The sequence below is a fragment of the Pseudomonas sp. SCPG-7 genome, assembly GCF_002156405.1.
Taxonomy (GTDB): domain Bacteria; phylum Pseudomonadota; class Gammaproteobacteria; order Pseudomonadales; family Pseudomonadaceae; genus Aquipseudomonas; species Aquipseudomonas parakoreensis.
This window is the reverse complement of sequence record NZ_MVOO01000002.1, coordinates 368,153-390,853: the sequence shown is the minus strand read 5'-3', so window position 1 is coordinate 390,853 and position 22,701 is coordinate 368,153. Positions and strand designations below refer to the sequence as shown.

Below are 22,701 nucleotides of genomic sequence, written 5' to 3'. Positions count from 1 at the left end.
GTGCGATAGGAGGCTGACCGAGTGTCCTACTCTACAGACCGGATGCCACTTTAGAGGCGTAGTCGATAAATGACCATCGATTTTCGGCGCCAAAAATTGACGTCAAATGCATGACCCGATTGTCGGATTGATGCCGCCCTCTGTGGCGAGGGAGCTTGCTCCCACTGGCCTGCGCAGCAGGCCCAAATCCAGCCAACTCAAGATTTCAGTTCCACTGTGTATACCGATTTACGGCTGCTGCGCAGCCGAGCGGGAGCAAGCTCCCTCGCCACAGGGGCCAGCAGTGTTCGGTATGCGACCAACGAATGACTGCCGACGCGTGTATGCCCCGAAGAGGCGCGGTATACTGCCGCGCCTTTTTAGCGTCGCGCCAGCAGCCCCGGCGTGCCTTGAAAGGTGCTTGCAACCGACCGATGCACCCAAGCTGCAAGCACCTTATTGAATGTTCCCGTCTTTTAGAGGAGCGCGACTCATGACCGTGATCAAGCAAGATGACCTGATTCAGAGCGTTGCCGACGCCCTGCAATTCATTTCCTACTACCACCCCGTGGACTTCATCCAGGCGATGCACGAAGCCTACCTGCGCGAAGAATCGCCAGCGGCCCGTGATTCGATCGCGCAGATCCTGATCAACTCGCGCATGTGCGCCACCGGCCACCGTCCGATCTGCCAGGACACCGGCATCGTCACCGTGTTCGTGCGTGTGGGCATGGACGTACGTTGGGATGGCGCGACCATGAGCCTGGACGACATGATCAACGAGGGCGTGCGCCGCGCCTACAACCTGCCGGAAAACGTCCTGCGTGCCTCGATCCTCGCCGACCCGGCGGGCGCTCGTAAAAACACCAAGGACAACACCCCGGCGGTCATCCACTACTCCATCGTCCCGGGCAACACCGTGGAAGTGGACGTGGCGGCCAAGGGCGGCGGTTCCGAGAACAAGTCGAAAATGGCCATGCTCAACCCGTCCGACTCGATCGTTGACTGGGTGCTGAAGACCGTTCCGACCATGGGCGCCGGCTGGTGCCCACCGGGCATGCTCGGCATCGGCATCGGCGGCACCGCCGAGAAAGCCGCGGTCATGGCCAAGGAAGTGTTGATGGAGTCCATCGACATCCATGAACTCAAAGCCCGTGGCCCGCAGAACCGTATCGAAGAGATCCGTCTGGAGCTGTTCGAGAAGGTCAACCAGTTGGGCATCGGCGCCCAGGGCCTCGGTGGCCTGACCACCGTGCTCGACGTGAAGATCATGGACTACCCGACTCACGCCGCCTCTCTGCCGGTGTGCATGATCCCGAACTGCGCCGCCACCCGTCACGCACACTTCGTGCTCGACGGCAGCGGTCCGGCCTCGCTGGAAGCGCCATCGCTGGACGCCTACCCGGAAATCGTCTGGGAAGCCGGCCCGTCGGCCCGTCGCGTCAACCTCGACACCCTGACCCCGGAAGAAGTGCAGAGCTGGAAGCCGGGCGAAACCGTCCTGCTCAACGGCAAGATGCTCACCGGCCGCGACGCGGCGCACAAGCGTATGGTCGAGATGCTGAACAAGGGTGAAACCCTGCCAGTGGATCTGAAAGGTCGCTTCATCTACTACGTCGGCCCGGTGGATCCGGTCGGTGACGAAGTGGTGGGCCCGGCTGGCCCGACCACCGCGACGCGGATGGACAAGTTCACCCGTCAGATCCTTGAGCAGACCGGTCTGCTGGGCATGATCGGCAAGTCCGAACGTGGCCCGACCGCGATCGAAGCGATCAAGGACAACAAGGCTGTGTACCTGATGGCCGTGGGCGGCGCCGCTTATCTGGTGGCCCAGGCCATCAAGAAATCCAAGGTGCTGGCCTTCGCCGAACTGGGCATGGAAGCGATCTACGAGTTCGAGGTCAAGGACATGCCAGTCACCGTCGCGGTGGACAGTAACGGTGAGTCGGTACACATCACCGGCCCGGCGATCTGGCAACAGAAAATCGCCGAAAGCCTGGCGGTAGAAGTGCAGTAAGCGCTTCATAGCCATGAACAAGGCCGGCCCGTCCTGTGACGGGCCGGCCTTTTTTGTACCCAGCACATCAATAGCCCTTTGGCACCTGTCAGATCTGACAGGTTACGCACTCCCTACTTGTTGGTAGCGTCTGTGCACTCACGTGTGTCACGTGTGCAATGGATCCGACCATGGCCGATCAAGAGCTGAGCATCATCACCCCGTCCATCGCCAGCAGTGCATCGATCACAACGATCGGCAAAAGCTGGGGGGCAGTGGGTGCCACTGGCGCGGCTTCATTTGAACTGCCGCTGCCTTTGTCCGCCGGACGCGGCTGGGATCCACAACTCACGCTGACTTACAGCAGCCAGGCCGGCAACGGGCCGTTTGGCATCGGCTGGAGCCTGGGCATTGGACAGATCAGCCGTCGTACTCAAAAAGGTGTACCGCGTTATAGCGATCTCGATGAAATCATCGGTGACGATGGTGAAGTCTGGCACCCCGAACTGAACAGTGACGGCACACTAAAGTCACGTGTAGAAGACAGCTACAACGCCATTCCCGTCGGCGCTCATAACGTGGTGCGCTTCTGGCCACGGGTAGAGAGCGACTTTACCCTGCGCGAACGCTGGCAGCCGGTCTCTGCGCAGGGTGAACCAGAGGAGCCACCCTTCTGGCTGATCCACGGCGCGGACGGTTCGCTGCACGTATACGGCAAGACCAGCGCCTCGCGCCGGGCCGATCCGGACGATGCACATCGCGTCGGCAGTTGGTTGCTGTGCGAGAGCATGAATGCGCTTGGCGAGCACATCTGCTTCGCCTATCTGGCCGATGATCAGGACCTCGACCCGATTCACGATTACCGCGCCCAGCGTTACTTGCACGCGGTGTTCTATGGCAATGTCACGGCCAGCCAGCATTTGTACAGCTGGACCGTGGACGATCCGGCCGAACTGGATTGGCATTTCCATCTGTTGCTCGACTACGGCGAGCGCACCCGTTCACTGACGGAGGCTCCCGTGTACGCTGGCGACAGCCTGGCTGTCTGGGATAAACGCCGGGATCCGTTCTCCACCTTCGGTCAGGGTTTCGAGCTGGGTACGCGGCGCCTGTGCCGACAAATCCTGATGTTCCACAACTTCTCGCGACCTGCCGGTGCGGATCCACAGCTGGTGCGGCGGCTGCTGCTCGAATACCCGTCGCCCTCTGATCCGTGGACTTACAACCGGATCAACGCCGCTCACTATCAGGCCTTCGATGCCAGCGGCGCGCTGGAGACGACACCGCCGGTGGAGTTTGACTATTCGCCCTTCGAGATCAATAAAATCCCCACACAGATGTTCGCCGAAGACACTGTGCCAGGCATCGAGGATGGGCAGTTTTACCAGTGCGTCGATCTGTACGGCGAAGGTGTACCGGGATTTCTCTGCCGCTACGAGCAGTGCTGGTATTACCGCGAACCGCTTCGTGCAATGGCGGGACCTGACGCCATCACCTATGCGCCCTGGACTGAACTGGAACAGATCCCGGTGGCCAGACGCGACGGCGCCGCCCGGCAAATCTTGCTCGACCTGACCGGCAACGGACGACTGGACTGGAGCGTTGCCCAACCGGGCATCAGCGGATATCGCACGTTGAATGCCGACCGCAGTTGGGCGCCATTCATCGCGTTTAACGGCATGCCGCTGGAATTTTTCAACACGCTTTCGCAGCTCGGCGACCTGGTCGGTGATGGCCTCAACTCACTGGCACTGATCGGTCCGCGCGCGGTGCGCTTGTATGCCAACCGCCGGGAGCAGGGATTTTCCAGCGCCGAAGACGTGCCTCGCGAAGACGATGAGGACAGTCTGCCGCTGTTCGGCAACGCCCCCACAGAACTGGTGTTTCTGGGCAACATGCTCGGCAGTGACATGAGCGAGCTGTGCCGGATCCGGCACAACGAAATCAAATCCTGGCCCAATCTGGGGCATGGCAAATTCGGCCAAGGCCGGGTGATCAGTGCCCTGCCCTTCCTGTATGGCGAATTCAACGTCGAACAACTGCGGATCGCCGACATCGACGGCTCCGGCGCACCGGCCTTGTTTTATCTGAAAACCGCCGGCTTCGAGATCTACCTCAATCGCGGCGGCAAAGGCCTGGAACAGACGCCCGTCTTCGTGCCGTGGCCGGAAGGCGTGAGTTACGACCGCCTGTGTCAGGTCAGTTTCGCCGACCTGCAAGGCCTGGGTTGTGCCAGCCTGATTCTGACGGTGCCGCACATGACCCCGCAGCACTGGCGCTACGACTTCGTCGCGGCCAAGCCTTACTTGCTGACCGCTAGCAACAACAACATGGGCTGCGCCACGCAAGTGGTCTATCGCAGCTCTGCCCAGGAATGGCTGGATGAAAAACAGCAGTGGCTCACCGATCATCCCGGAGAAATACCGGTCTGCCATTTACCGTTCGCGGTTCAAGTCGTCAGCCGGCAACGCCAACTGGATGAAATCACCGGCAATTGCCTGACGCAATCGTGCCTCTATCGCGAAGGCGTCTACGACAGTATCGAGCGTGAGTTTCGAGGTTTCGGTCACCTGCAGCAGAGCGACAGTGAACGTGCGGCGGGCGATGACGACGTTGGCTTCACAGCACCGGTGCGGGTCTGTACCTGGTTCTTGACCGGGCAGGCGATGGATCGGTCAAGGCACGGCTACTTCGGCGGTGATCGTGACGCAGTTGATTTGCGACCCACCGTCTTCAGTCGCTATCACCCCGGCGATGAATACGATGAACCCGTAACGCCAGAGGACGAAGGCGTACGCCATACAATCGCGCGCGCGCTGGTCGGCGCCGTCGCCCGCATCGAAACCTGGACCGGCACTGACGAGCCGGCCAATACACGGCTCTGTGCGGTAGAAGAGTTTCGTTATCGGGTACGAGATGTCCAGCCCACAGGTCGGCAGGGAGCGGCAGCCGTGCTGCTGGTGCAGACCCTGGAAAAACTCAGCTATCAGTACGATGGTTTCATTGACGACCCGTTGTGCCGGCATGAAGTGTTGCTCAACAGCAGCGAATACGGCCACGCCACGCACAGCCTGACCATCAGTTATGCACGACGGCGCCTGCCCGGTGACCCGCCGCCTTTCAGCGACCCCGACGAGCAACAGTGGTGGCGGGACGCGCATGACCCGGCGCAGCAGTCGTTTTATATCAACGAAACACGCGCGCGCGCGATTGATCTGGACGACAAGCTCTATCAATGGCGGCTGGGCCTGCCCTGGCAGCAACGCAGCAATGCGCTGGCGCTGCCCAAAGGTGATCTGCCGTCGGGCCTCAATCCGCAACAGGTGACATGGGAATTACTCAAAGAGCATGTCCGCTCGCCCGAGTGGAATGCCCTGCGGGTGCTGACCGGGCAATCCGTGCAGCGCTATATCAACAAAGAGGACGGCAGTCTGCTGCCCGATGGCTCGGCGCAATTCGAAGCGCTGAAAGCGCCGCTGGAAATGGCCAGCTTTGACAAGACGGCCCTCGCCGCCTACGACGTTGTGCCGCTACCGTTCGATATCCTGCAGGAGCTGGCGAACATCGGTTACACACCGATGGCGTTGCTGTTCGAAGACTCGGCGATCAATGCGGACGCAGAAAGCCTCTGGTCCGCGCATTACAACTACGCGAAGTACGCCGAGGCCAAGGATTTCTTCCGGGTCCTTGAGTACCGCGAAACCCTGAGCCACGGCTGGACCGAGGCGCAATACGACGAGTATCGCCTGTTGGTCATCAGCGTCGAACTGCCGGATGGCTGCATCACCCGCTGCGAATACGATCGCCATGCCCTGCAGCCCGTGCGCATCATCGATGCCAACGAGAACATCCAGGAAGCGCTTTATGCACCTTCCGGCCAACCTTTTGCGACCAGTTTCCATGGCACAGAAAACGCTGTCGCTGCCGGTTTTCGACCGCTCGACGAATACGTCCGCCCAGTAAATCCAGGCCCGGACGCCGCCATCGCCAACCCGCAAGCGACCGTACAAAAAGCGGCCAGCACCTTGCACAGGGATTTGTTCAGCTGGATGGGACGGTTGCCTGCGACGATCAACGCAACACCGCAGCTGCTTGACCATTGGCTGGCCAGCGGCGATGTGTTGCCGAGCCTGCACATTCGCGCCAGCGCGCGCCGACGGCTCGCACAATTGACGGCGCCCACACCCGCCGAACAGGCACTGCGTGAGTTCATCGACGCGGTTGCGCGCATACCGGTGCACAGCGTGACGCTGAGTGCCGACCGTTATCCCGATGATCCGGTGGCGGCACAGGTGCAGATCATCATCAGCTACGTGGACGGTTTTGGCCGCGCGTTGCAAACCCTGCAACGGGTCGAACCCGGCATCGCCTGTGCGGTGGCCGCTGATGGGTCGCTGATCGTCGATCGCGGACAGCTGCGCGAGGAACACGCCGAGTCACGCTGGCGGGTCAGCGCCCGGGTCGAATACAACAACAAGGGCCTGGCGGTGCGGCAGTTCCGGCCGTTTTTTGCCGACACTCACGGCTACGTCAATGATCAATCGCTGCGACGGTACGGCTACTTCGATCAGCTGTTCTATGACCCGCTCGGGCGTCCGGTCAAGTTGATCAACGCCAAGGGCTATTTTTCTCGCGAGACTTATCATCCGTGGTATCAGACCAGTGAAGACTTCAACGACACCGACGAATCCGTCGAGTCGAAGCCGGCATCACCCTGGACCCTGCACTGATGAACGCTAATCTCCATCGGCGCACGCCGTCGCTCCTCGTGATCGACAGTCGCGGCTTGCCGCTGCGTCAGGTTGCCTACCTGCGCGCACGGGCTGATGAACCGGCCGTGGCCTTGGTGACGCGGCAACAGCACGATATGGCCGGGCATCTGGTGGCGCAGTTCGATCCACGCCTGAACGGTCCGACTATCACCCACCTCAACGACCTCAACGGCCAGCCACTCAAGGTCAGCAACGTCGATGCCGGCTGGCGCCTGAGTCTGCCCGGGCTGGCGGGGCAAGTCTTGCAGCGCTGGGACGCACGCGGCGTGCACTGGCGCAACCGCTACGATGCGCTACTGCGCGTGGTAGCGAACAGCAACAGCGCCGATCCGCTCAGCGACACCTTCACCTATGCCGATGCCAGTGCCCCGGCCGATCACAATCAGCGCGGACGATTGCTGGAACAGCTCGACCCGTCCGGCACCCTGTACCTGGACAGCTACAGCCTGACCGGTCAGTTGCGGTGTGAACGGCGCACCTATACCGATGCCCGGGAATTTGTCACCCAGCGCATCTTCAGCCCGCTGGACGCGGTGCTGGAACAGACCGACGCCGGCGGCCACCGCCAGCAATCGCGCTATGACCTCGCGGGTCAGCTCAAGCATCTGCAACTGCAGTTGGCCGGACACACCACTTGGCAAGCGGTATTGCTCGACGCGCACTTCAACGCCGCCGGACAGATCATAGCGCAGCATGCCGGCAATGGTGTCAGCCGCTACTGGCGTTATGAGCCGGACACCGGGCTTGTGCAACGGCAATGGGCACAGAAAGGTGCGCAGCAGCCCCTGCAGGACTTCGTGCATGAATACGACCCGGTCGGCAATCCGACCCGGATCCTCGACCACGCTTTCACGCCCAGCCATTTCGCCAATCAGCGGGTCGACGGCGAACGCACCTTCAGCTACGACTCGCTGTATCGGCTGATCAGCGCCAGCGGTTACGACGACGCAGCACCCGACGACCTCCCCGGCCGACCGCAACCGAGCGACCCCAACGACCGACGCAATTACCTGCAGACCTATACCTACGATCACGGCGGCAACCTGACGCAACTGTGTCATGTGCGCGACGGCGCCTGCCAGACCCGGTTGATGCGTATCGATGCTGCGAGTAATCGCGGTGTGCGCTGGAAAGAAGGTGACCCCGCTCCGGATTTCGGTCAGCTATTCGACCGCCACGGCAACCTGACGGCCCTGCAACCGGGACAGACATTACGCTGGGACGCCCGCGATCAACTGGCCTCGGTGACCCTGGTCCAACGCGAAAACGGCGCGGATGACGCCGAGTTTTATCACTACAGCCAAGGCGTGCGCGTGTACAAACGCCACGACACCTACAGCGGTTCTACCCGGCATTTCCACGAAGTGCGCTACCTGCCGGGACTGGAGATCCGCAGCAAGGACAACGCAGAGCAATTGCACGTCATCAGCCTCGCCACCGGCGGTGCCCATGTCGTTTGCCTGCATTGGCTCAGCGGAAAACCGCCGGGAGTTGCCGACAACCAGCTGCGCTACACCCTCAATGATCACTTGGGCTCCTGCGTGATGGAACTGGACCAGCAGGCACGCCTGATCAGCCACGAAGGCTATTACCCGTTCGGTGCGACCGCGTGGATGAGCGCGAACTCGGCTGTTGAGGTTGACTACAAGACGCTGCGCTATTCAGGCAAGGAAATGGATGTCAGCGGTTTGTATTACTACGGTGCGCGGTATTACGCGCCGTGGTTGCAACGATGGGTCAGTGCGGATCCGGCGGGAGATGTCGATGGGCCGAACCGGTTTGCGTTCGTCGGTAACAATCCGCTGCGCTATGTGGACCCTGACGGAAACAGCAGGGAGGAAAGTGTGATCATGCTGTATTCAGCCTTTCTTTCAAGGCTCCAGGGACACTCCACGCAGGTGGCGGGGCAAATCCACAACATTCTCCATGAGGAGGGTGTGGCAATGAATCTGGCACTGAACATGGCAGGAGAAGTCGTGAGAGGGGTCGTCGGCTATGAGGGCGGTGTAGCAGGCGGCAAGCAGGTTGACCTGATCATGCCCAATGTACCTGGCACCACACCCTACACCACCACCGGCGGGGTGATCGGCGGCAATATAGGCGGCGACTCCGCCACGGCCATGATCGATCCGATAGCCGACAGCGCTGGTCTCAGAACGGGCCCACTGATTCCGCAAACCTCGCAGATCTCGGTCAAGGCCATTGATCACGGGCTGGGCATCAGAGAGGGCGCCAAGGAAATCAGCTCTTGGCGAGACGTGAAGGACAACCTGATTCATCCGGGCCTTGATGCGGTACTCAACCCCTCCTTCGTGATGGGCCGGCTCATGGCTTCGTGGATATCGATCATCCCCGCAGCACTGAACATGTTTGCCCGGGCAGTAGAAGCAGAAGACATCAAAAACCGCCTTGATCCGGTAAAGATCAAGAAAATAGACACAATGCTCGATGACTGGAAAACGGCGGTAGAACAACGCGCCGGCTGGGCTGAAAATGCATTCGATGCGCTGGGCACCGACATCGTTTACCCGGCCAACTCCTTGCCGAACATCAACCATATGACATCGGCAGAGACCCTGGCCCCCATCTCTCGCTCAGACCTGCGTCGTCTGACCCGTTTTACGCTGTCCAACATCAAGCGCTCTCAAGACATGATGACGGCGTACAAAGCGATGGGCACTACTGACAATCAGTTCTTGCTGGCGCAGCGCCGAACCCGGAAAAAGGCAGCCTGAATGATCCGTTTCACGGAGGGGCGGGCATGAGTTCTTCAGTGCACTGGCGAACGCCCACCCTGTCGGCTCACGATCCCAGGGGGCTGCCGGTCAGAACCGTTGCTTATCTGCGGGCGGTGGTGGACGCCGAAGTCCAATGCCTGACCAGCCGCCAATGTTACGACCCCCACGGCCGTCTGATCGAACAATATGACCCACGGCTCCCAGAGCCCTGCCTGACCACCGCCTACCGTCTGGACGGCGAACGACTGAGAGTCGACAGCGTCGACTCCGGCTGGCGCGTCAATCTGCCCGGTCTGGCCAATGAAGTGTTGCAACGCCACGACCAGCGCGGGAAGCAATGGCACTATCGATACGACCCGCTGATGCGGTTGATCGCCGTCACTGAAAATGCGCAAGACGATGTCGAGCGCTACAGCTATGCCGACCACAATGCCGACCCCGGGCATAACCTGCGCGGTGAGCTGAGCGAAAGCGCCGACCCGGGCGCCACGGTGGTGGTCGACGGATACAACCTGCATGGCAAGGCCTTGGGTGAAACCCGTACGCTGTCTGGCGAGACAGCAGCGTTCATCACTTGTATGGATTTCGACGCGCACGGCAATGTGGTGCAAGTCACCGATGCCGGTGGTCACCGACAACGCTCGAGCTACGATGTCGCCGGCCAGTTAAGTCGGGTATCACTGTGGATAGCCGGGGCTGACGCGGCACAACCGGTGCTCGACGCTGCCACGTACAACGCCTCGGGTCAGCCGCTGGAACAACTGGCCGGCAATGGTGTTCGCAGCCGCCGCGCATACGATCCCGCTGACGGTCGGCTGCTGAATCTGTTGGCCGGCAAGGATCAGGAAAAACCGCTGCAGGACTTGCGCTACACCTACGACCCGGTCGGCAATGTCCTGCGTATCGAAGACCGCACCCTGGCCACGGTGTATTTTGCCAATCAGCGCGTCGATGGCGTCCGTCTCTTCGTCTACGACTCGCTTTATCGTTTGATCGAAAGTCTTGGCTTCGAAGGCGAGATCCCGCAGCAGGCGCCCGGTTTACCGCAACCGACACAGCCTGTCGATCCAGGGAGACGCTACAACTACACCGAACATTATGCATATGACGCGGGAAACAACCTCGTCGAGCTTGTGCATGTGCGCGAAGGCCACAATTTCACTCAACCGATGAAGATCGACCCGAACAGTAATCGTGGGGTGCGCTGCAAATCCGGTGATCCCGACCCGGTGTTCAGCGATCACTTCGACGAGCACGGTAACCAGTTGAGACTGCAACCCGGCGCACAGCCTCTGGCGTGGGACAGTCGTGATCAACTGATCCGCGTTACCTTGCTGCAACACAGCAACGGCTTGCCCGACGACAATGAAACCTACCGCTACAGCCAAGGTGAGCGGACCTACAAGTGCGCGCTGAGCCACACCCCATCCGTCACCCACCGTCACGAGGTACGCTACCTGCCAGGCCTGGAAATCCACAGCCGCAGCGACGGCCAGCAACTGCACGTCATCATTCTTCCAGGGGCGCGTTGCCTGCACTGGCTCAGTGGCCGACCGCCCGGCATCGAAGCCGATCAACTGCGCTTCAACCTTGATGACCATCTTGGCTCCTGCGCACTGGAGCTTGATCGGCAGGCTGACGTCATCAGCCTGGAGCATTACTACGCATTTGGTGGAACCGCCTGGCTGGCAACTCGCTCGACGCTGGAAGTCGGCTATAAAACCATTCGCTATTCAGGCCGGGAAATGGACAGCAGCGGCCTTTACTACTACGGCGCACGCTATTACGCACCGTGGTTGCAACGCTGGGTCAGCGCTGATCCGGCCCTGGATATCGACGGGCTGAACCTGTATGCCTTTGTCGCCAACAATCCGATTGGCCACATCGACACCGACGGCCAGACCTTGGACGGGTTTCTCGAAACACCCGCTCAACGCGATCAGAGAAAGGCACTGAGCAAAGAGAAAAAGCAGCAGTACCGGGCTCGGGCAAACCTGTCGCATCAGGTCGAACGTCACCTGAACATTCTGGCGCTGTCGCTGCGTCGCGGTCTGGATGCCCAGCAACAGGTACTCAACCAGCGCTCGACGGGGCAATTTGCCGGGGCCGTCCTGCGCCGCACCGGTGTACACCTGACCGGCCAAGTCGTGGCTTACGGCGGCGGCATTCTGGTCGGTATCGGCGCCCAGGCGCTGGGCGCCGTCGCTCCCGGCGCAGGTAACGTCGTAGGGGTTGCAATGGGCATTGGCGCGAAGAAACTGATCAGCGGATTGTGGGATTACGCCGCAGAACGCACCGGCACCAGCGCTTCTGTCAAATTCAAGGCCAGCCGTCTGTCCAAAGAAAAAATTGTCGAGAAAGCCGAATATAAAACCATGGCACCGATCAATTACCTGCAGCAAAAGTACGCGAAAATGATCCCCGATACGCAGAAGGGCGTGCTCAAGGGCTCCAAGGAAGTGGCGTCGACTCTGATCAGTGTTGGCGCCAAGGAAATGCTGCCGCAAGCTGCCGCTGAAATCAGCGCCACGGCGGGGGCACTGTTGGGTGCAATTGAAATAGGCCATGAAATCGCCGGAGCCAGTCATGAGCTCAGCGCTGAAAAAATGGCCAAGGGCATCGCCAATGCGAGCGGCCTGATCGATTATTTGTCTGCCAACATGCTCGATATCGAAAAAGCCTTCGAAAGCGCAGGTTTGACGGCAATCAATACCTATGGGCTATTGGGCCGAAACGAAGGCGATACACCGCACAATCTATGGCATGCCACGGCGGCCGTGATCAACGAGCTGGAATACACGCGCACTCTATTGCGCTCCAGATCCCGTCAGTTCACTGCGGTCTGATCCGCTGACACATGAAGCGAACAGGATCGCCGGCCCCATGCTATCGTGCCCGCCCGTCCCCTTATTCATCAGTCCAGCATGCTGCCGACTTCTCGTACCCTGCGTTTGTCGTTGTACACCCTGCTGATCATTGCCGGTGCGGCCATCGCCGCGACCCTTGCCATCCGCCACGCCGAGCGTCAGGCGCTGGAGGAAGACGCCACCCGCGCCAGCCAGCAATTGGCGTTGTATGCCAATTCACTGCATACCCTGATCGACCGCTACCGCGCCCTGCCCGCCGTGCTGGCGCTGGATCCGCAATTGCGCGGCGCGCTGGCCGGGCCAGTAGGTGCGGAACAACAGAGCGTGCTGAATCTGAAGCTGGAGCAGATCAACGGCGCGGCGCAGTCCTCGACTCTTGAACTGCTCGATCACACTGGCCTTGCGGTGGCCGCCAGCAACTGGCGCTTGCCGAGCAGTTACGTCGGCCACAACTACGGTTTTCGTCCGTACTTCAGCCAGACCCGCACTCAGGGCAGCGGGCGCTTTTATGCAGTGGGCGTGACCAGCGGCATCCCCGGTTATTTTCTGTCCAGCGCCGTGCTCGGCGACAACGCCGAGTTCCTCGGGGCGATGGTGGTCAAGCTGGAGTTCCCCGAGCTTGAACGCGAATGGAGCCAGGGCAGTGACACGCTGCTGGTCAGCGATGCGCGCGGGATCATCTTCATCGCCAACCAGCCTGGCTGGCGCTATCGCTCGTTACGGCCGCTGGATAGCCGCGACATGGACGAGATCAAGCGCACGCGCCAGTACGACAAACAATCGCTGATCCCGCTGACGCATTTGTCGCTGCGTCACTTCGACGACAACAGCGACTTGCGCCGGGTCGAAGGCCCGGACGGAACAGCGGATTACTTGTGGGAATCGCTGCCGCTGACCACCGAAGGCTGGACCCTGCACCTGCTGCGCCGCCCGCAGGTGGCGTTCGAAGACTTGCGCAACGCCGGGCTGGCGGCTGCGGGTGTGTGGCTGGCGCTGGTGTTTTTGCTGTTGTTCCTCAATCAGCGCTGGCGCCTGTCGAAAGTCCGCCAGCGCAACCGCGAAGAACTCGAACAATTGGTAGAGGAACGCACCCGCGACCTGCGCACCGCGCAAGACGGTCTGGTGCAATCGGCCAAACTGGCGGCGCTGGGGCAGATGTCCGCCGCACTGGCCCACGAAATCAATCAACCGCTGACCGCGCAACGTATGCAACTGGCGACCCTGCGCCTGCTGCTTGAGCATGGCCGCGTCGATGACGCCTACAAGGCGCTCAAACCGGTAGACGACATGCTCACGCGCATGGCGTCGCTCACCGGCCACCTGAAAACCTTCGCCCGCAAGAGCCCCAGCGGCCTGCGCGAACGCCTGGATCTGGCGACGGTGGTCGATCAATCGCTGCAATTGCTCGACGCCCGACTGCGCGATGAACAGGTCAGCCTGGTGCTGCACCTGACGCGTCCAGCTTGGGTGCGGGGTGATGCGATCCGCCTCGAACAGGTGCTGATCAACCTGCTGCGCAACGCCCTCGATGCGATGCAGGGCAAGCCGTGCAAGCGTCTGGAAATCCGCCTGGAAGCCGACGAACAGCTGTGGCGCCTGAGTGTGATCGACAATGGCGGCGGGATTGCCGAAGAACACCTGAATCAGGTGTTCGACCCGTTCTTCACCACCAAACCGGTGGGTGACGGACTCGGCCTCGGGCTGGCGGTATCCTTCGCTATCGTGCACGAATCCGGTGGGCGTCTGAGCGCGGAAAATGGCGAAGCCGGCGCGGTGCTTGCCCTGACCCTGCCGATCGATCTGGAGGCACACCTCTGATGCTCAATTCAGTGATGGTGGTCGATGACGAAAGCAGCATTCGCAACGCCGTGGAGCAATGGCTGAGTCTTTCGGGGTTCGAGGTGCAGCTGTTCAGCCGCGCCGAAGATTGCCTGGCGGCACTGCCGGCGCACTTTCCCGGGGTGATCCTCAGCGATGTACGCATGCCCGGGCTCAGTGGTCTGCAGTTGCTGGCCGAAGTGCAGAAACGTGATGCCGATCTGCCGGTGATTCTGCTGACCGGTCACGGCGATGTGCCGATGGCAGTCGAAGCCATGCGTGACGGCGCCTACGACTTCCTCGAAAAACCGTTCAGCCCGGACACCCTGCTTGGCAGCCTGCGCCGCGCGCTCGACAAGCGTCGGCTGGTCCTGGAAAACCGCGCCTTGCACGCGCAGGCCGACCACCGCGCCCGCCTCGATGCGACGCTGCTCGGCGTGTCCCGTGGCATGCAGACCTTGCGCCGCCAGGTGCTGGATCTGGCGGCGCTGCCGGTCAACGTGTTGATCCGCGGCGAAACCGGCAGCGGCAAGGAACTGATCGCCCGCTGCCTGCATGATTTCGGCCCGCGCGCTGACAAGCCCTTCGTGGCGCTGAACTGCGCGGCGATTCCCGAGCAGTTGTTCGAAGCCGAGTTGTTCGGTCACGAAAGTGGTGCGTTCACCGGAGCGTCCGGCAAGCGTATCGGCAAGCTGGAATACGCCGACGGCGGCACGCTGTTTCTCGATGAAATTGAAAGCATGCCGCTGGCCCAGCAAGTGAAACTGCTGCGGGTGTTGCAGGAACAGAAGCTGGAGCGCCTCGGGTCGAACCAGAGCATTCGTGTCGATCTGCGGATTGTCGCCGCGACCAAACCGGATCTGCTGGATGAGGCCCGGGCCGGACGTTTTCGCGAAGACCTGGCGTATCGCCTGAACGTCGCCGAGCTGCGGCTGCCGCCGCTGCGTGATCGGCGCGAAGACATTCCGCTGCTGTTCGAATCCTTCGCCTTCAACGCCGCCCAGCGTTTGGGCCGCACCTTTGCGCCTCTTTCCGGAGCGCAATTGAGTCACCTGCTCAGCCACGACTGGCCGGGCAACGTGCGGGAACTGGCGAACGTTGCCGAGCGGCAGGTGCTGGGGCTGGATGAGCCGGTGCAGGACATCGACCCCGGCCAATCCCTCGCTGCGCAGCAGGAAGCGTTTGAAGCGCAGTGCCTGCGTGCAGCGTTGACCCGGCACAAGGGCGATGTGAAAGCGGTGCTGGAAGAATTGCAGCTGCCGCGCCGCACCTTCAATGAAAAGCTGCAGCGGCATGGGTTGAATCGGGAGATGTTTGTTTCGGGCAGCTGAGTTTTGCAGTGTCTGATCGGGCCTCTTCGCGGGCAAGCCACGCTCCCACAGGGTTTTGTGCTGAACACAGAATGTGTGAACACCACCGACCACTGTGGGAGCGGGCTTGCCCGCGAAGAGGCCCGCACAGGCAACATTTATCCATCAGCCTGAATGAGCGACTTTCCGCTCACCACAATCCAGCCATAAGCGGATTTCCGCTCATAAAGTCCTGCCGCCCCCTCTAAACCGGCCCTCCCTCCGTTGGCACAGCTCCTGCTATAGCCCCTGCAGGCTGCGTTTCTACGCGCTTCACAAAAACAATTAAACGAAGGATCCTTCAATGGATAACTCCAACGCCCTGCCCCTTGGGTCGGCTGCCGCGCCCGCCAAAGAAAGAACCACCGCCAGCCGGATCAAATCGATCTTCAGCGGCTCGGTCGGCAACATGGTCGAGTGGTACGACTGGTACGTCTACGCCGCTTTCTCGCTGTACTTCGCCAAGACCTTCTTCCCCGCCGGTTCCACCACCGCGCAACTGATGAACACCGCCGCGATCTTCGCCGTGGGCTTCCTGATGCGTCCGATCGGTGGCTGGCTGATGGGCCTCTACGCCGACAAGGTCGGTCGCAAGAAAGCCTTGATGGCCTCGGTCTACCTGATGTGCTTCGGCTCCTTGCTGATCGCCCTCAGCCCGAACTACGAAACCATCGGCATCGGCGCGCCGATCCTGCTGGTCTTCGCGCGCTTGCTGCAGGGCCTGTCGGTGGGCGGCGAATACGGCACCTCGGCCACCTACCTGTCGGAGATGGCGACCAAGGAACGTCGCGGTTTCTTCTCCAGCTTCCAGTACGTGACCCTGATCTCTGGCCAGCTCATCGCGCTGGGTGTGTTGATCGTGCTACAGAACCTGCTGACCACCGAACAGCTGTACGCGTGGGGCTGGCGTATTCCGTTCGCCATCGGCGCGTTGTGCGCGATCGTTGCGCTGTACCTGCGTCGCGGCATGGAAGAGACCGAGTCGTTCACCAAGAAAGAGAAGTCCAAGGAAAGCGCCATGCGCACCTTGCTGCGCCATCCGAAAGAGCTGCTCACCGTGGTCGGCCTGACCATGGGCGGTACGCTGGCGTTCTACACCTACACCACTTACATGCAGAAATACCTGGTGAATACCGTCGGCATGAGCATCTCCGACTCCACCACCATTTCCGCGGCCACGCTGTTCCTGTTCATGTGCCTGCAACCGATCATCGGTGGCCTGTCGGATAAAATCGGCCGGCGTCCGATCCTGATCGCTTTCGGTGTGCTCGGGACGATCTTCACCGTGCCGATCCTGATGACCCTGCACACCATCCAGACCTGGTGGGGCGCGTTCTTCCTGATCATGGCGGCACTGATCATTGTCAGCGGCTACACCTCGATCAACGCCGTGGTGAAGGCCGAGCTGTTCCCGACCGAAATCCGCGCGCTGGGCGTCGGCCTGCCGTACGCACTGACCGTGTCGATCTTCGGCGGTACCGCCGAATACATCGCACTGTGGTTCAAGAGCATCGGCATGGAAACCGGTTACTACTGGTACGTGACCGCGTGCATCGCGGTGTCGCTGCTGGTGTACATCACCATGAAAGACACGCAGAAACATTCGCGGATCGTGACTGACTGATCGGGTTTTCACAGCCACTGCAATGGTGGCTGTGGTGGCCTCATCGCTGGCAAGCCAGCTCCCACAGGTTCAGGTGGTGCACACAGATTTGGTGAACATCACCGATCATTGTGGGAGCTGGCTTGCCAGCGATTGGGGCGACTCGGTATCAAGTCAACTCGGCAACCGGCGGCTTGCCATAACGCTTCTGCGCATACGACGCGCCGACAATCATCACCAGCAGAATCCCTGCCAGCACCGCCGACGAGCCGATGGTGCCGAAGTCCAGGCCACCCTTTTCATGGGATTTGGTCATCAGGTCGCCCAAGGTCGCACCGAACGGCCGGGTCAGCACGAACGCCACCCAGAACAAGACCACGGTCGAAATCCTGGTGAAGTATTTGAGCGCAACCACCACGGCAATGGTCGAGCCGATCAGCAGCGCGCCACCGGCAAAACCCAGGCCCGAATCATCGGCCAGGTAGTCGCCGAGCGCGGTCCCCAGGGTGTTGGAAAACAGAATCGCCATCCAATAGAACATCTCGCCGCGGAAGGTTTGCACCTTGCTGACGTTCAGCGAATCGCCGCTCAGGCGCCAGGCAGCGAAGATCGCCAGAAGAATCGCAATCAGGATCATCGATCCGGTGGCGTAGCCCAGTTCAAGGGTGCGGTCCATGAAGTCGGACATGGTGGTGCCGGCGGTGCTGGTCGACAGAATCACGATCCAGTACAGCAGCGGCTTGTAGGTCTTGGCCATCAACTGGGTGATCAGGGTCAGCACGAACACGCTGATCAGGATCAGCGAGCTGAGGGCGTAACCGACGTTGAGGGTCATCGACAGCAAATCCCCCGCGGTTTCCCCCAGGGTCGTCGCGCAGATTTTCATGACCCAGAACGCCAGGGTGATTTGAGGCAGTTTATTCATCGCAAGCAAAGCTCCAGTGTGAGACGGCCGGTTCTTGGTTTTCTGGCCGTGGGCAGACTGGCGTTGCACCGGTGAAAAACCGGTCGGGAATGTATGAAAAATCTGTCACACAGCCCGAAGGAGGCCATTAATTAGCGGTTAATGCATCTCCCGCATCCTGCACCTGCCTGATCGATGACCTGCGCGGCGCTCGCTCTAACGACGAAAGCGAATTGAATGCGCCGCCCTTAATATCAAGTTAATCGATTGTTTTTAGCATTTATTTGCGCTTTTTAATCAATTTAGTTGGCGTAGCATTAGATCCAAGCAAGACACATCGCCAACGCATCTGGAGTAACTGACATGAAAACCAAACTGATCCTCGCCCTGACCCTGTCCGTATTGGCCGCCAACACTTTCGCTGCCGATGGTTCGGACAAAACCAAATCGGCCGACTTCATTTCCGGCGCCAGCGCCGCCATCGAAACCAGCCACTCGGGCACTTACGCCGCTGACGGTTTCGATAAAACCAACATCGGCAAAACCGTGGCCGCCGATGGCTTCGATAAAACCGGTACTGCCAACGCCATCGCGGCTGACGGCTTCGACAAGACCGGTACTGCTGCAGCCATCAGCTAAGTTTCAGCAGTCCATTCACAGCCCGGCCTCGGCCGGGCTTAGTCATTTCTGGGGCAGCACAATTTCTGAAATCCATACAAATCCCCTGTAGGAGCTGCCGAAGGCTGCTCCTACAGTGGGATCAGCGTTCGACTGGAAATACGCGGTGCGCTCTTACACTATGGCGTCTTTCAGATTGCCCTTTTGAGGAACTCCATCCATGTCCGATGACATCCACTTCTACGAACCCGCTCACGGCCACGGCCTGCCCCACGATCCGTTCAACGCCATCGTCGGCCCGCGCCCCATCGGCTGGATTTCTTCGCAGGATGCCAATGGGCAGTTGAACCTGGCGCCTTACAGCTTCTTCAACGCGTTCAACTACATTCCGCCGATCATTGGTTTTTCCAGCGTCGGGCGCAAAGACAGCCTGAACAACATCGAGCAGACCGGCGAGTTCGCCTGGAACCTCGCCACCCGGCCGCTGGCCGAGCAGATGAACCAGAGCTGCGCGATGGTCGCGCCGCAGGTCAACGAGTTTGAACTGGCCGGACTGACGCCCGTAGCGTCGAAGGTGATTGCGGTGCCACGGGTCGCCGAAAGCCCGGTGTCTTTCGAGTGCAAGGTCACGCAGATCATTCAGCTGCAGCGCGCCGATGGCGAAACCGTGCCGAGCTGGCTGATTCTCGGCGAAGTGGTTGCCGTGCATATCGCCAAGTGGCTGTTGAAGGACGGGATCTACGACACCGCCGCGGCAGAACCGATTCTGCGCGGCGGCGGGCCGGCGGATTATTTCCAATTGGGGCCTGAAGCCCTGTTCAAGATGTGGCGCCCGGGGGCGGTCAAATAACTACCAGATCAACTCGGCGTCATCAGTGACACCCTTGAGGCGATCCAGCTCATTGATGGCAGCCTCATCGGCAGCGATGGCGCCGGGGAACACCTGGTCACCCAGCAGTTTGTGAAAGCGTGGCGCACCGCCATCGACCAGGGCCTTGACCGCGATTGCCGCGTGATAACCCTTGTTGCCGCCCAACTCGACGGGGACGACTGCGGAGACTGCTTCGAAGTGTTCAAACTCTTTACGTGCCATGGCACACATCCTGGCTCAGACCAATAAGCCGGACATTAAACCCTCAACCGGTGAGTTTGTGTATCGGTGCCGGGCATTGTCCGAGCGCCTGCGCCGCCGACACCTCTTTGAAGGTGTGGAAATCAAGGCTGTTGACCACCAGGTCCTGGACCAGCTCGGCAAAGATCTGCATCGACGGGCTGTTGAAATACGCAGTCATTGCCTGTTGATGACTCCAGAAACCGGAGACCAGCCACAGTTCCGGATCGCATTGCGAATGCTGCAAGGCGAAGTTCAGGCAACCGGGGGCGTTGCGTGACGGTTCGATCAAGGCACTGAGGCGTACACCCAGTTCGGCGGAGCGTCCGGCGCGCGCTCGAACGAAGGCCATATGACTGACGGGAATCTGCTTGGACATGTTCAACCCTCCCAGGGAGTCGCGTGGCAGCCGGGGGACGGGCTGCGACAGGATCCAAGGTTAAGGGCCGGGCGCAAGGTGCCGTTAGTCGATTCCTGCCGCTGCGTTGCACAATCCTGCGAGACTGCATAAACGCCCCGCATCGATGGGTAGAAACCTGTCACACCGCTGTCACAACGCTTTTGTGTAGGAGCTGCCGAAGGCTGCGATCTTTTGACTTTTGTTTTTAAAATCAAAAGATCGCAGCCTTCGGCAGCTCCTACAGGGGTCTTCGACCCAAGGGGTAAGGTGGCGGTCGCGGGCTGATGGCCGGCAAGCAAAAGCTGCCCATGCAGAATCAGGCAAGCATTTGACAGGATGTGTCTACCGCTGGCGCTTGCACAAATATAGGCTCTGCCCCATTCCAGATTCCTTGCCGAGGATGCCGCGCATGACGTCATTCGATCGTTTCCAGTCTCCGCCCGATGCCGACATGGAAAAACAGCGTGCGGAGCTCGCGGGGATCATCCGCCGCAACACCACCGACGACGGCAGTTACCAGACCGCCATCGGCTCACTGTTCATGTCGCGCCACACAAAATCCCATGATTTCGCCCCGGTGCTGGCGCAACCGGCGCTGTGCATCATGGCCCAGGGTCGCAAAGAGGTACGGCTGGCCGATGAGTTCTTCAATTACGACCCGCTGAATTACCTGGTGGTCTCGGTCTCGATGCCGCTCAGCGGGCGGGTGGTGAATGTCTCGCCGGAGGAGCCGATCCTCGCTGTGCGCCTGGACATCGACCCGGCGGAAATCACCGCACTGATCGCCGACGCCGGCCCCATGGGCGTGCCGACCCGACCGACCGGGCGTGGCCTGTATGTGGAAAAGATCGACAGCGCGATGCTCGACGCAGTGTTGCGTCTGGCGCGACTGCTGGATGCGCCGAAAGACATTGCCATGCTCGCGCCACTGATTCGCCGGGAGATTCTCTATCGCCTGCTGCGCAGTCCGCAGGGCCACCGCTTGTATGAGATCGCGATTGCCAACAGTCAGAGCCATCGCATCAGCCAGGCGATCAAATGGCTCAACGGCAACTTCGAACAACCGCTGCGCATTGATGATCTGGCGAAAGAAGTAAACCTCAGCGTCTCGACCTTGCATCACCGTTTCAAGGCGATGACGGCGATGAGTCCACTGCAGTATCAGAAGCAATTGCGCCTGCAAGAGGCCCGGCGCCTGATGCTGGCCGAAGGGCTGGAAGCGTCGGCGGCGGGCTATCGCGTGGGCTATGAAAGCCCGTCGCAGTTCAGCCGCGAGTACAGCCGCTTGTTTGGTGCGCCGCCGTTAAGGGATCTGGCGCGGTTGCGGCAGTCGGTCTGATCAAGGTGTTGTGTTGTATCGACTGACGCCATCGCTGGCAAGCCAGCTCCCACAGGGTTTTGTGCTGAACACAGAATTTGTGCACCCCCGAAAAACCTGTGGGAGCTGGCTTGCCAGCGATGGGGCCAGTCAAGACAACCTCAATCCAGAATCAGGCACCGAGTACCCGACACGCCTCACTCGGCAACGTCACCGACACCGGATGCCCGATCCCCAATCCGATCCCCTGACACGGCGTGCTCAACGCGGTGAACGTCACCCCGGAACACTCCACCGTGGTCTCGATGGTCGCGCCAATATCACGCACAAACGTCACCTTGCCGAGCAAGCGATTGCCCGCCGTTGCCTGTGGCGCGGACAGTTGCAGGTCTTCCGGACGAATCAGCATCTTTACCTTCTGCCCCGCCTCGATGCTGCCGCAGATCGGCACTTGCAGCGCATCACCGCCCGGCAGGCTGACTTTGCCGTCGCCCAGCGCCGTGGCCGGAAAGATGTTGCCCGAACCGATGAAGTCGGCGACGAACTCGTTGGCCGGGTGCCGATAGATTTCGATCGGCGTGCCCACCTGCTGCACCTTGTGCTCGCCGAGCACCACGACGATGTCGGCCATGGTCATGGCTTCGCGCTGATCATGGGTGACCATGATCGTGGTGATGTTCAAGCGCTGCTGCAACTGGCGGATTTCCACCTGCATCGACTCGCGCAACTTGGCGTCCAGCGCCGACAGCGGTTCGTCGAGCAGGAGGATTTTCGGCCGCGAGGCGATGGCCCGGGCAATCGCCACCCGCTGTCGTTGCCCGCCGGAGAGTTTCGCCACCGGCCGGTCGATCATCGCTTGCAACTGGATCAGCTCCAGCAACTCCACTACCCGCGTCTGTTGCTCGGCCTTGCTCACGCCGCGCAGTTTCAGCGGGTAGGCGATGTTCTCGCCAACGGTCATGTGCGGAAACAGCGCCAGCGACTGGAACACCATGCCGAAGTTGCGCAGGTGCGCCGGGGTGTGACCGATGTCCTCGCCGTCGAGGCGAATCTCACCGCCGGTGAGGGTTTCCAGCCCGGCGATCATCCGCAGCAAGGTGGTTTTGCCACAGCCCGACGGGCCGAGAAAACACACCAGTTTGCCTTCCGGCAAATGCAGGTTGACGTCTTGTACCGCGCACGCCGAGCCGTAGAATTTCTCGACGTTTTCCAGAATCAGACCAGTCAT

At 60.7% G+C, this 22,701-nt stretch carries 14 protein-coding genes; 10 read left to right on the top strand and 4 right to left on the bottom strand.

Annotated features, from left to right (window positions below; genetic code table 11):
• Positions 1-472: 472 nt before the first annotated feature.
• From B1722_RS06080 to B1722_RS06050, 7 genes are all read left to right on the top strand, one after another.
• A complete protein-coding gene (locus tag B1722_RS06080) occupies positions 473-1,996 on the top strand; it encodes a fumarate hydratase (protein WP_027612504.1) in 1,524 nt (507 codons plus the stop codon).
• Positions 1,997-2,166: 170 nt separating this feature from the next.
• Positions 2,167-6,705, top strand: a complete 4,539-nt coding sequence (locus B1722_RS06075) for a SpvB/TcaC N-terminal domain-containing protein (RefSeq protein WP_086791838.1) — start codon at positions 2,167-2,169, stop codon at positions 6,703-6,705.
• A complete protein-coding gene (locus B1722_RS06070) occupies positions 6,705-9,482 on the top strand; it encodes an RHS repeat domain-containing protein (RefSeq protein WP_086791836.1) in 2,778 nt (925 codons plus the stop codon). Before B1722_RS06075 ends, B1722_RS06070 begins: the two co-directional genes overlap by 1 nt.
• A gap of 26 nt (positions 9,483-9,508) precedes the next feature.
• On the top strand, positions 9,509-12,331 hold the full coding sequence (locus tag B1722_RS06065; RefSeq protein ID WP_086791834.1) for an RHS repeat-associated core domain-containing protein: 2,823 nt from the start codon (positions 9,509-9,511) through the stop codon (positions 12,329-12,331).
• Between the two features lie 78 nt (positions 12,332-12,409).
• Complete coding sequence (locus B1722_RS06060) at positions 12,410-14,170, top strand: ATP-binding protein (RefSeq protein WP_086791832.1); 1,761 nt, start codon at positions 12,410-12,412, stop codon at positions 14,168-14,170.
• Positions 14,170-15,501: a sigma-54 dependent transcriptional regulator gene (locus B1722_RS06055; RefSeq protein ID WP_041068471.1), complete on the top strand. Its 1,332-nt coding sequence runs from the start codon at positions 14,170-14,172 to the stop codon at positions 15,499-15,501. The genes B1722_RS06060 and B1722_RS06055 overlap by 1 nt, the downstream gene beginning before the upstream one ends.
• Positions 15,502-15,823: 322 nt before the next feature.
• Complete coding sequence (locus B1722_RS06050) at positions 15,824-17,143, top strand: MFS transporter (RefSeq protein WP_041068469.1); 1,320 nt, start codon at positions 15,824-15,826, stop codon at positions 17,141-17,143.
• A gap of 148 nt (positions 17,144-17,291) precedes the next feature.
• Here the strand turns inward: B1722_RS06050 and B1722_RS06045 are convergent, their stop codons facing one another.
• Complete coding sequence (locus tag B1722_RS06045; protein ID WP_041068467.1) at positions 17,292-18,047, bottom strand: membrane protein; 756 nt, start codon at positions 18,045-18,047, stop codon at positions 17,292-17,294.
• A gap of 342 nt (positions 18,048-18,389) precedes the next feature.
• On the opposite strand from B1722_RS06045, the gene B1722_RS06040 reads away from it, so the two are divergent.
• Together B1722_RS06040 and B1722_RS06035 are read left to right on the top strand one after the other, a co-directional pair.
• The gene (locus B1722_RS06040) at positions 18,390-18,665 is read left to right on the top strand and encodes a hypothetical protein (protein WP_086791830.1); all 276 of its coding nucleotides are present in this window, start codon (positions 18,390-18,392) and stop codon (positions 18,663-18,665) included.
• A 199-nt stretch (positions 18,666-18,864) separates the two neighbouring features.
• Positions 18,865-19,494 carry a flavin reductase family protein gene (locus B1722_RS06035; RefSeq protein WP_041068463.1) on the top strand — a complete coding sequence of 210 codons (630 nt, stop codon included), beginning with the start codon at positions 18,865-18,867 and terminating at the stop codon, positions 19,492-19,494.
• Here the strand turns inward: B1722_RS06035 and B1722_RS06030 are convergent, their stop codons facing one another.
• Positions 19,495-19,737 carry a hypothetical protein gene (locus B1722_RS06030; RefSeq protein WP_007965872.1) on the bottom strand — a complete coding sequence of 81 codons (243 nt, stop codon included), beginning with the start codon at positions 19,735-19,737 and terminating at the stop codon, positions 19,495-19,497.
• Positions 19,738-19,780: 43 nt separating this feature from the next.
• On the bottom strand, positions 19,781-20,134 hold the full coding sequence (locus B1722_RS06025; protein WP_086791829.1) for an antibiotic biosynthesis monooxygenase family protein: 354 nt from the start codon (positions 20,132-20,134) through the stop codon (positions 19,781-19,783).
• A gap of 430 nt (positions 20,135-20,564) precedes the next feature.
• Here B1722_RS06025 and B1722_RS06020 point away from each other — a divergent pair, with 430 nt between their 5' ends.
• Positions 20,565-21,494, top strand: coding sequence for an AraC family transcriptional regulator (locus B1722_RS06020; protein WP_041068459.1), 930 nt, complete (start codon positions 20,565-20,567; stop codon positions 21,492-21,494).
• Positions 21,495-21,645: 151 nt separating this feature from the next.
• On the opposite strand, the gene B1722_RS06015 is transcribed toward B1722_RS06020, so the two are convergent.
• Positions 21,646-22,701, bottom strand: a complete 1,056-nt coding sequence (locus B1722_RS06015; protein ID WP_086791827.1) for an ABC transporter ATP-binding protein — start codon at positions 22,699-22,701, stop codon at positions 21,646-21,648.

Coding starts and splice junctions, on each gene's coding strand:
- B1722_RS06080 (WP_027612504.1), top strand. CDS start 473: ATGACCGTGATCAAGCAAGATGACCTGATTCAGAGCGTTGCCGACGCC.
- B1722_RS06075 (WP_086791838.1), top strand. CDS start 2,167: ATGGCCGATCAAGAGCTGAGCATCATCACCCCGTCCATCGCCAGCAGT.
- B1722_RS06070 (WP_086791836.1), top strand. CDS start 6,705: ATGAACGCTAATCTCCATCGGCGCACGCCGTCGCTCCTCGTGATCGAC.
- B1722_RS06065 (WP_086791834.1), top strand. CDS start 9,509: ATGAGTTCTTCAGTGCACTGGCGAACGCCCACCCTGTCGGCTCACGAT.
- B1722_RS06060 (WP_086791832.1), top strand. CDS start 12,410: ATGCTGCCGACTTCTCGTACCCTGCGTTTGTCGTTGTACACCCTGCTG.
- B1722_RS06055 (WP_041068471.1), top strand. CDS start 14,170: ATGCTCAATTCAGTGATGGTGGTCGATGACGAAAGCAGCATTCGCAAC.
- B1722_RS06050 (WP_041068469.1), top strand. CDS start 15,824: ATGGATAACTCCAACGCCCTGCCCCTTGGGTCGGCTGCCGCGCCCGCC.
- B1722_RS06045 (WP_041068467.1), bottom strand. CDS start 18,047: ATGAATAAACTGCCTCAAATCACCCTGGCGTTCTGGGTCATGAAAATC.
- B1722_RS06040 (WP_086791830.1), top strand. CDS start 18,390: ATGAAAACCAAACTGATCCTCGCCCTGACCCTGTCCGTATTGGCCGCC.
- B1722_RS06035 (WP_041068463.1), top strand. CDS start 18,865: ATGTCCGATGACATCCACTTCTACGAACCCGCTCACGGCCACGGCCTG.
- B1722_RS06030 (WP_007965872.1), bottom strand. CDS start 19,737: ATGGCACGTAAAGAGTTTGAACACTTCGAAGCAGTCTCCGCAGTCGTC.
- B1722_RS06025 (WP_086791829.1), bottom strand. CDS start 20,134: ATGTCCAAGCAGATTCCCGTCAGTCATATGGCCTTCGTTCGAGCGCGC.
- B1722_RS06020 (WP_041068459.1), top strand. CDS start 20,565: ATGACGTCATTCGATCGTTTCCAGTCTCCGCCCGATGCCGACATGGAA.
- B1722_RS06015 (WP_086791827.1), bottom strand. CDS start 22,701: ATGACTGGTCTGATTCTGGAAAACGTCGAGAAATTCTACGGCTCGGCG.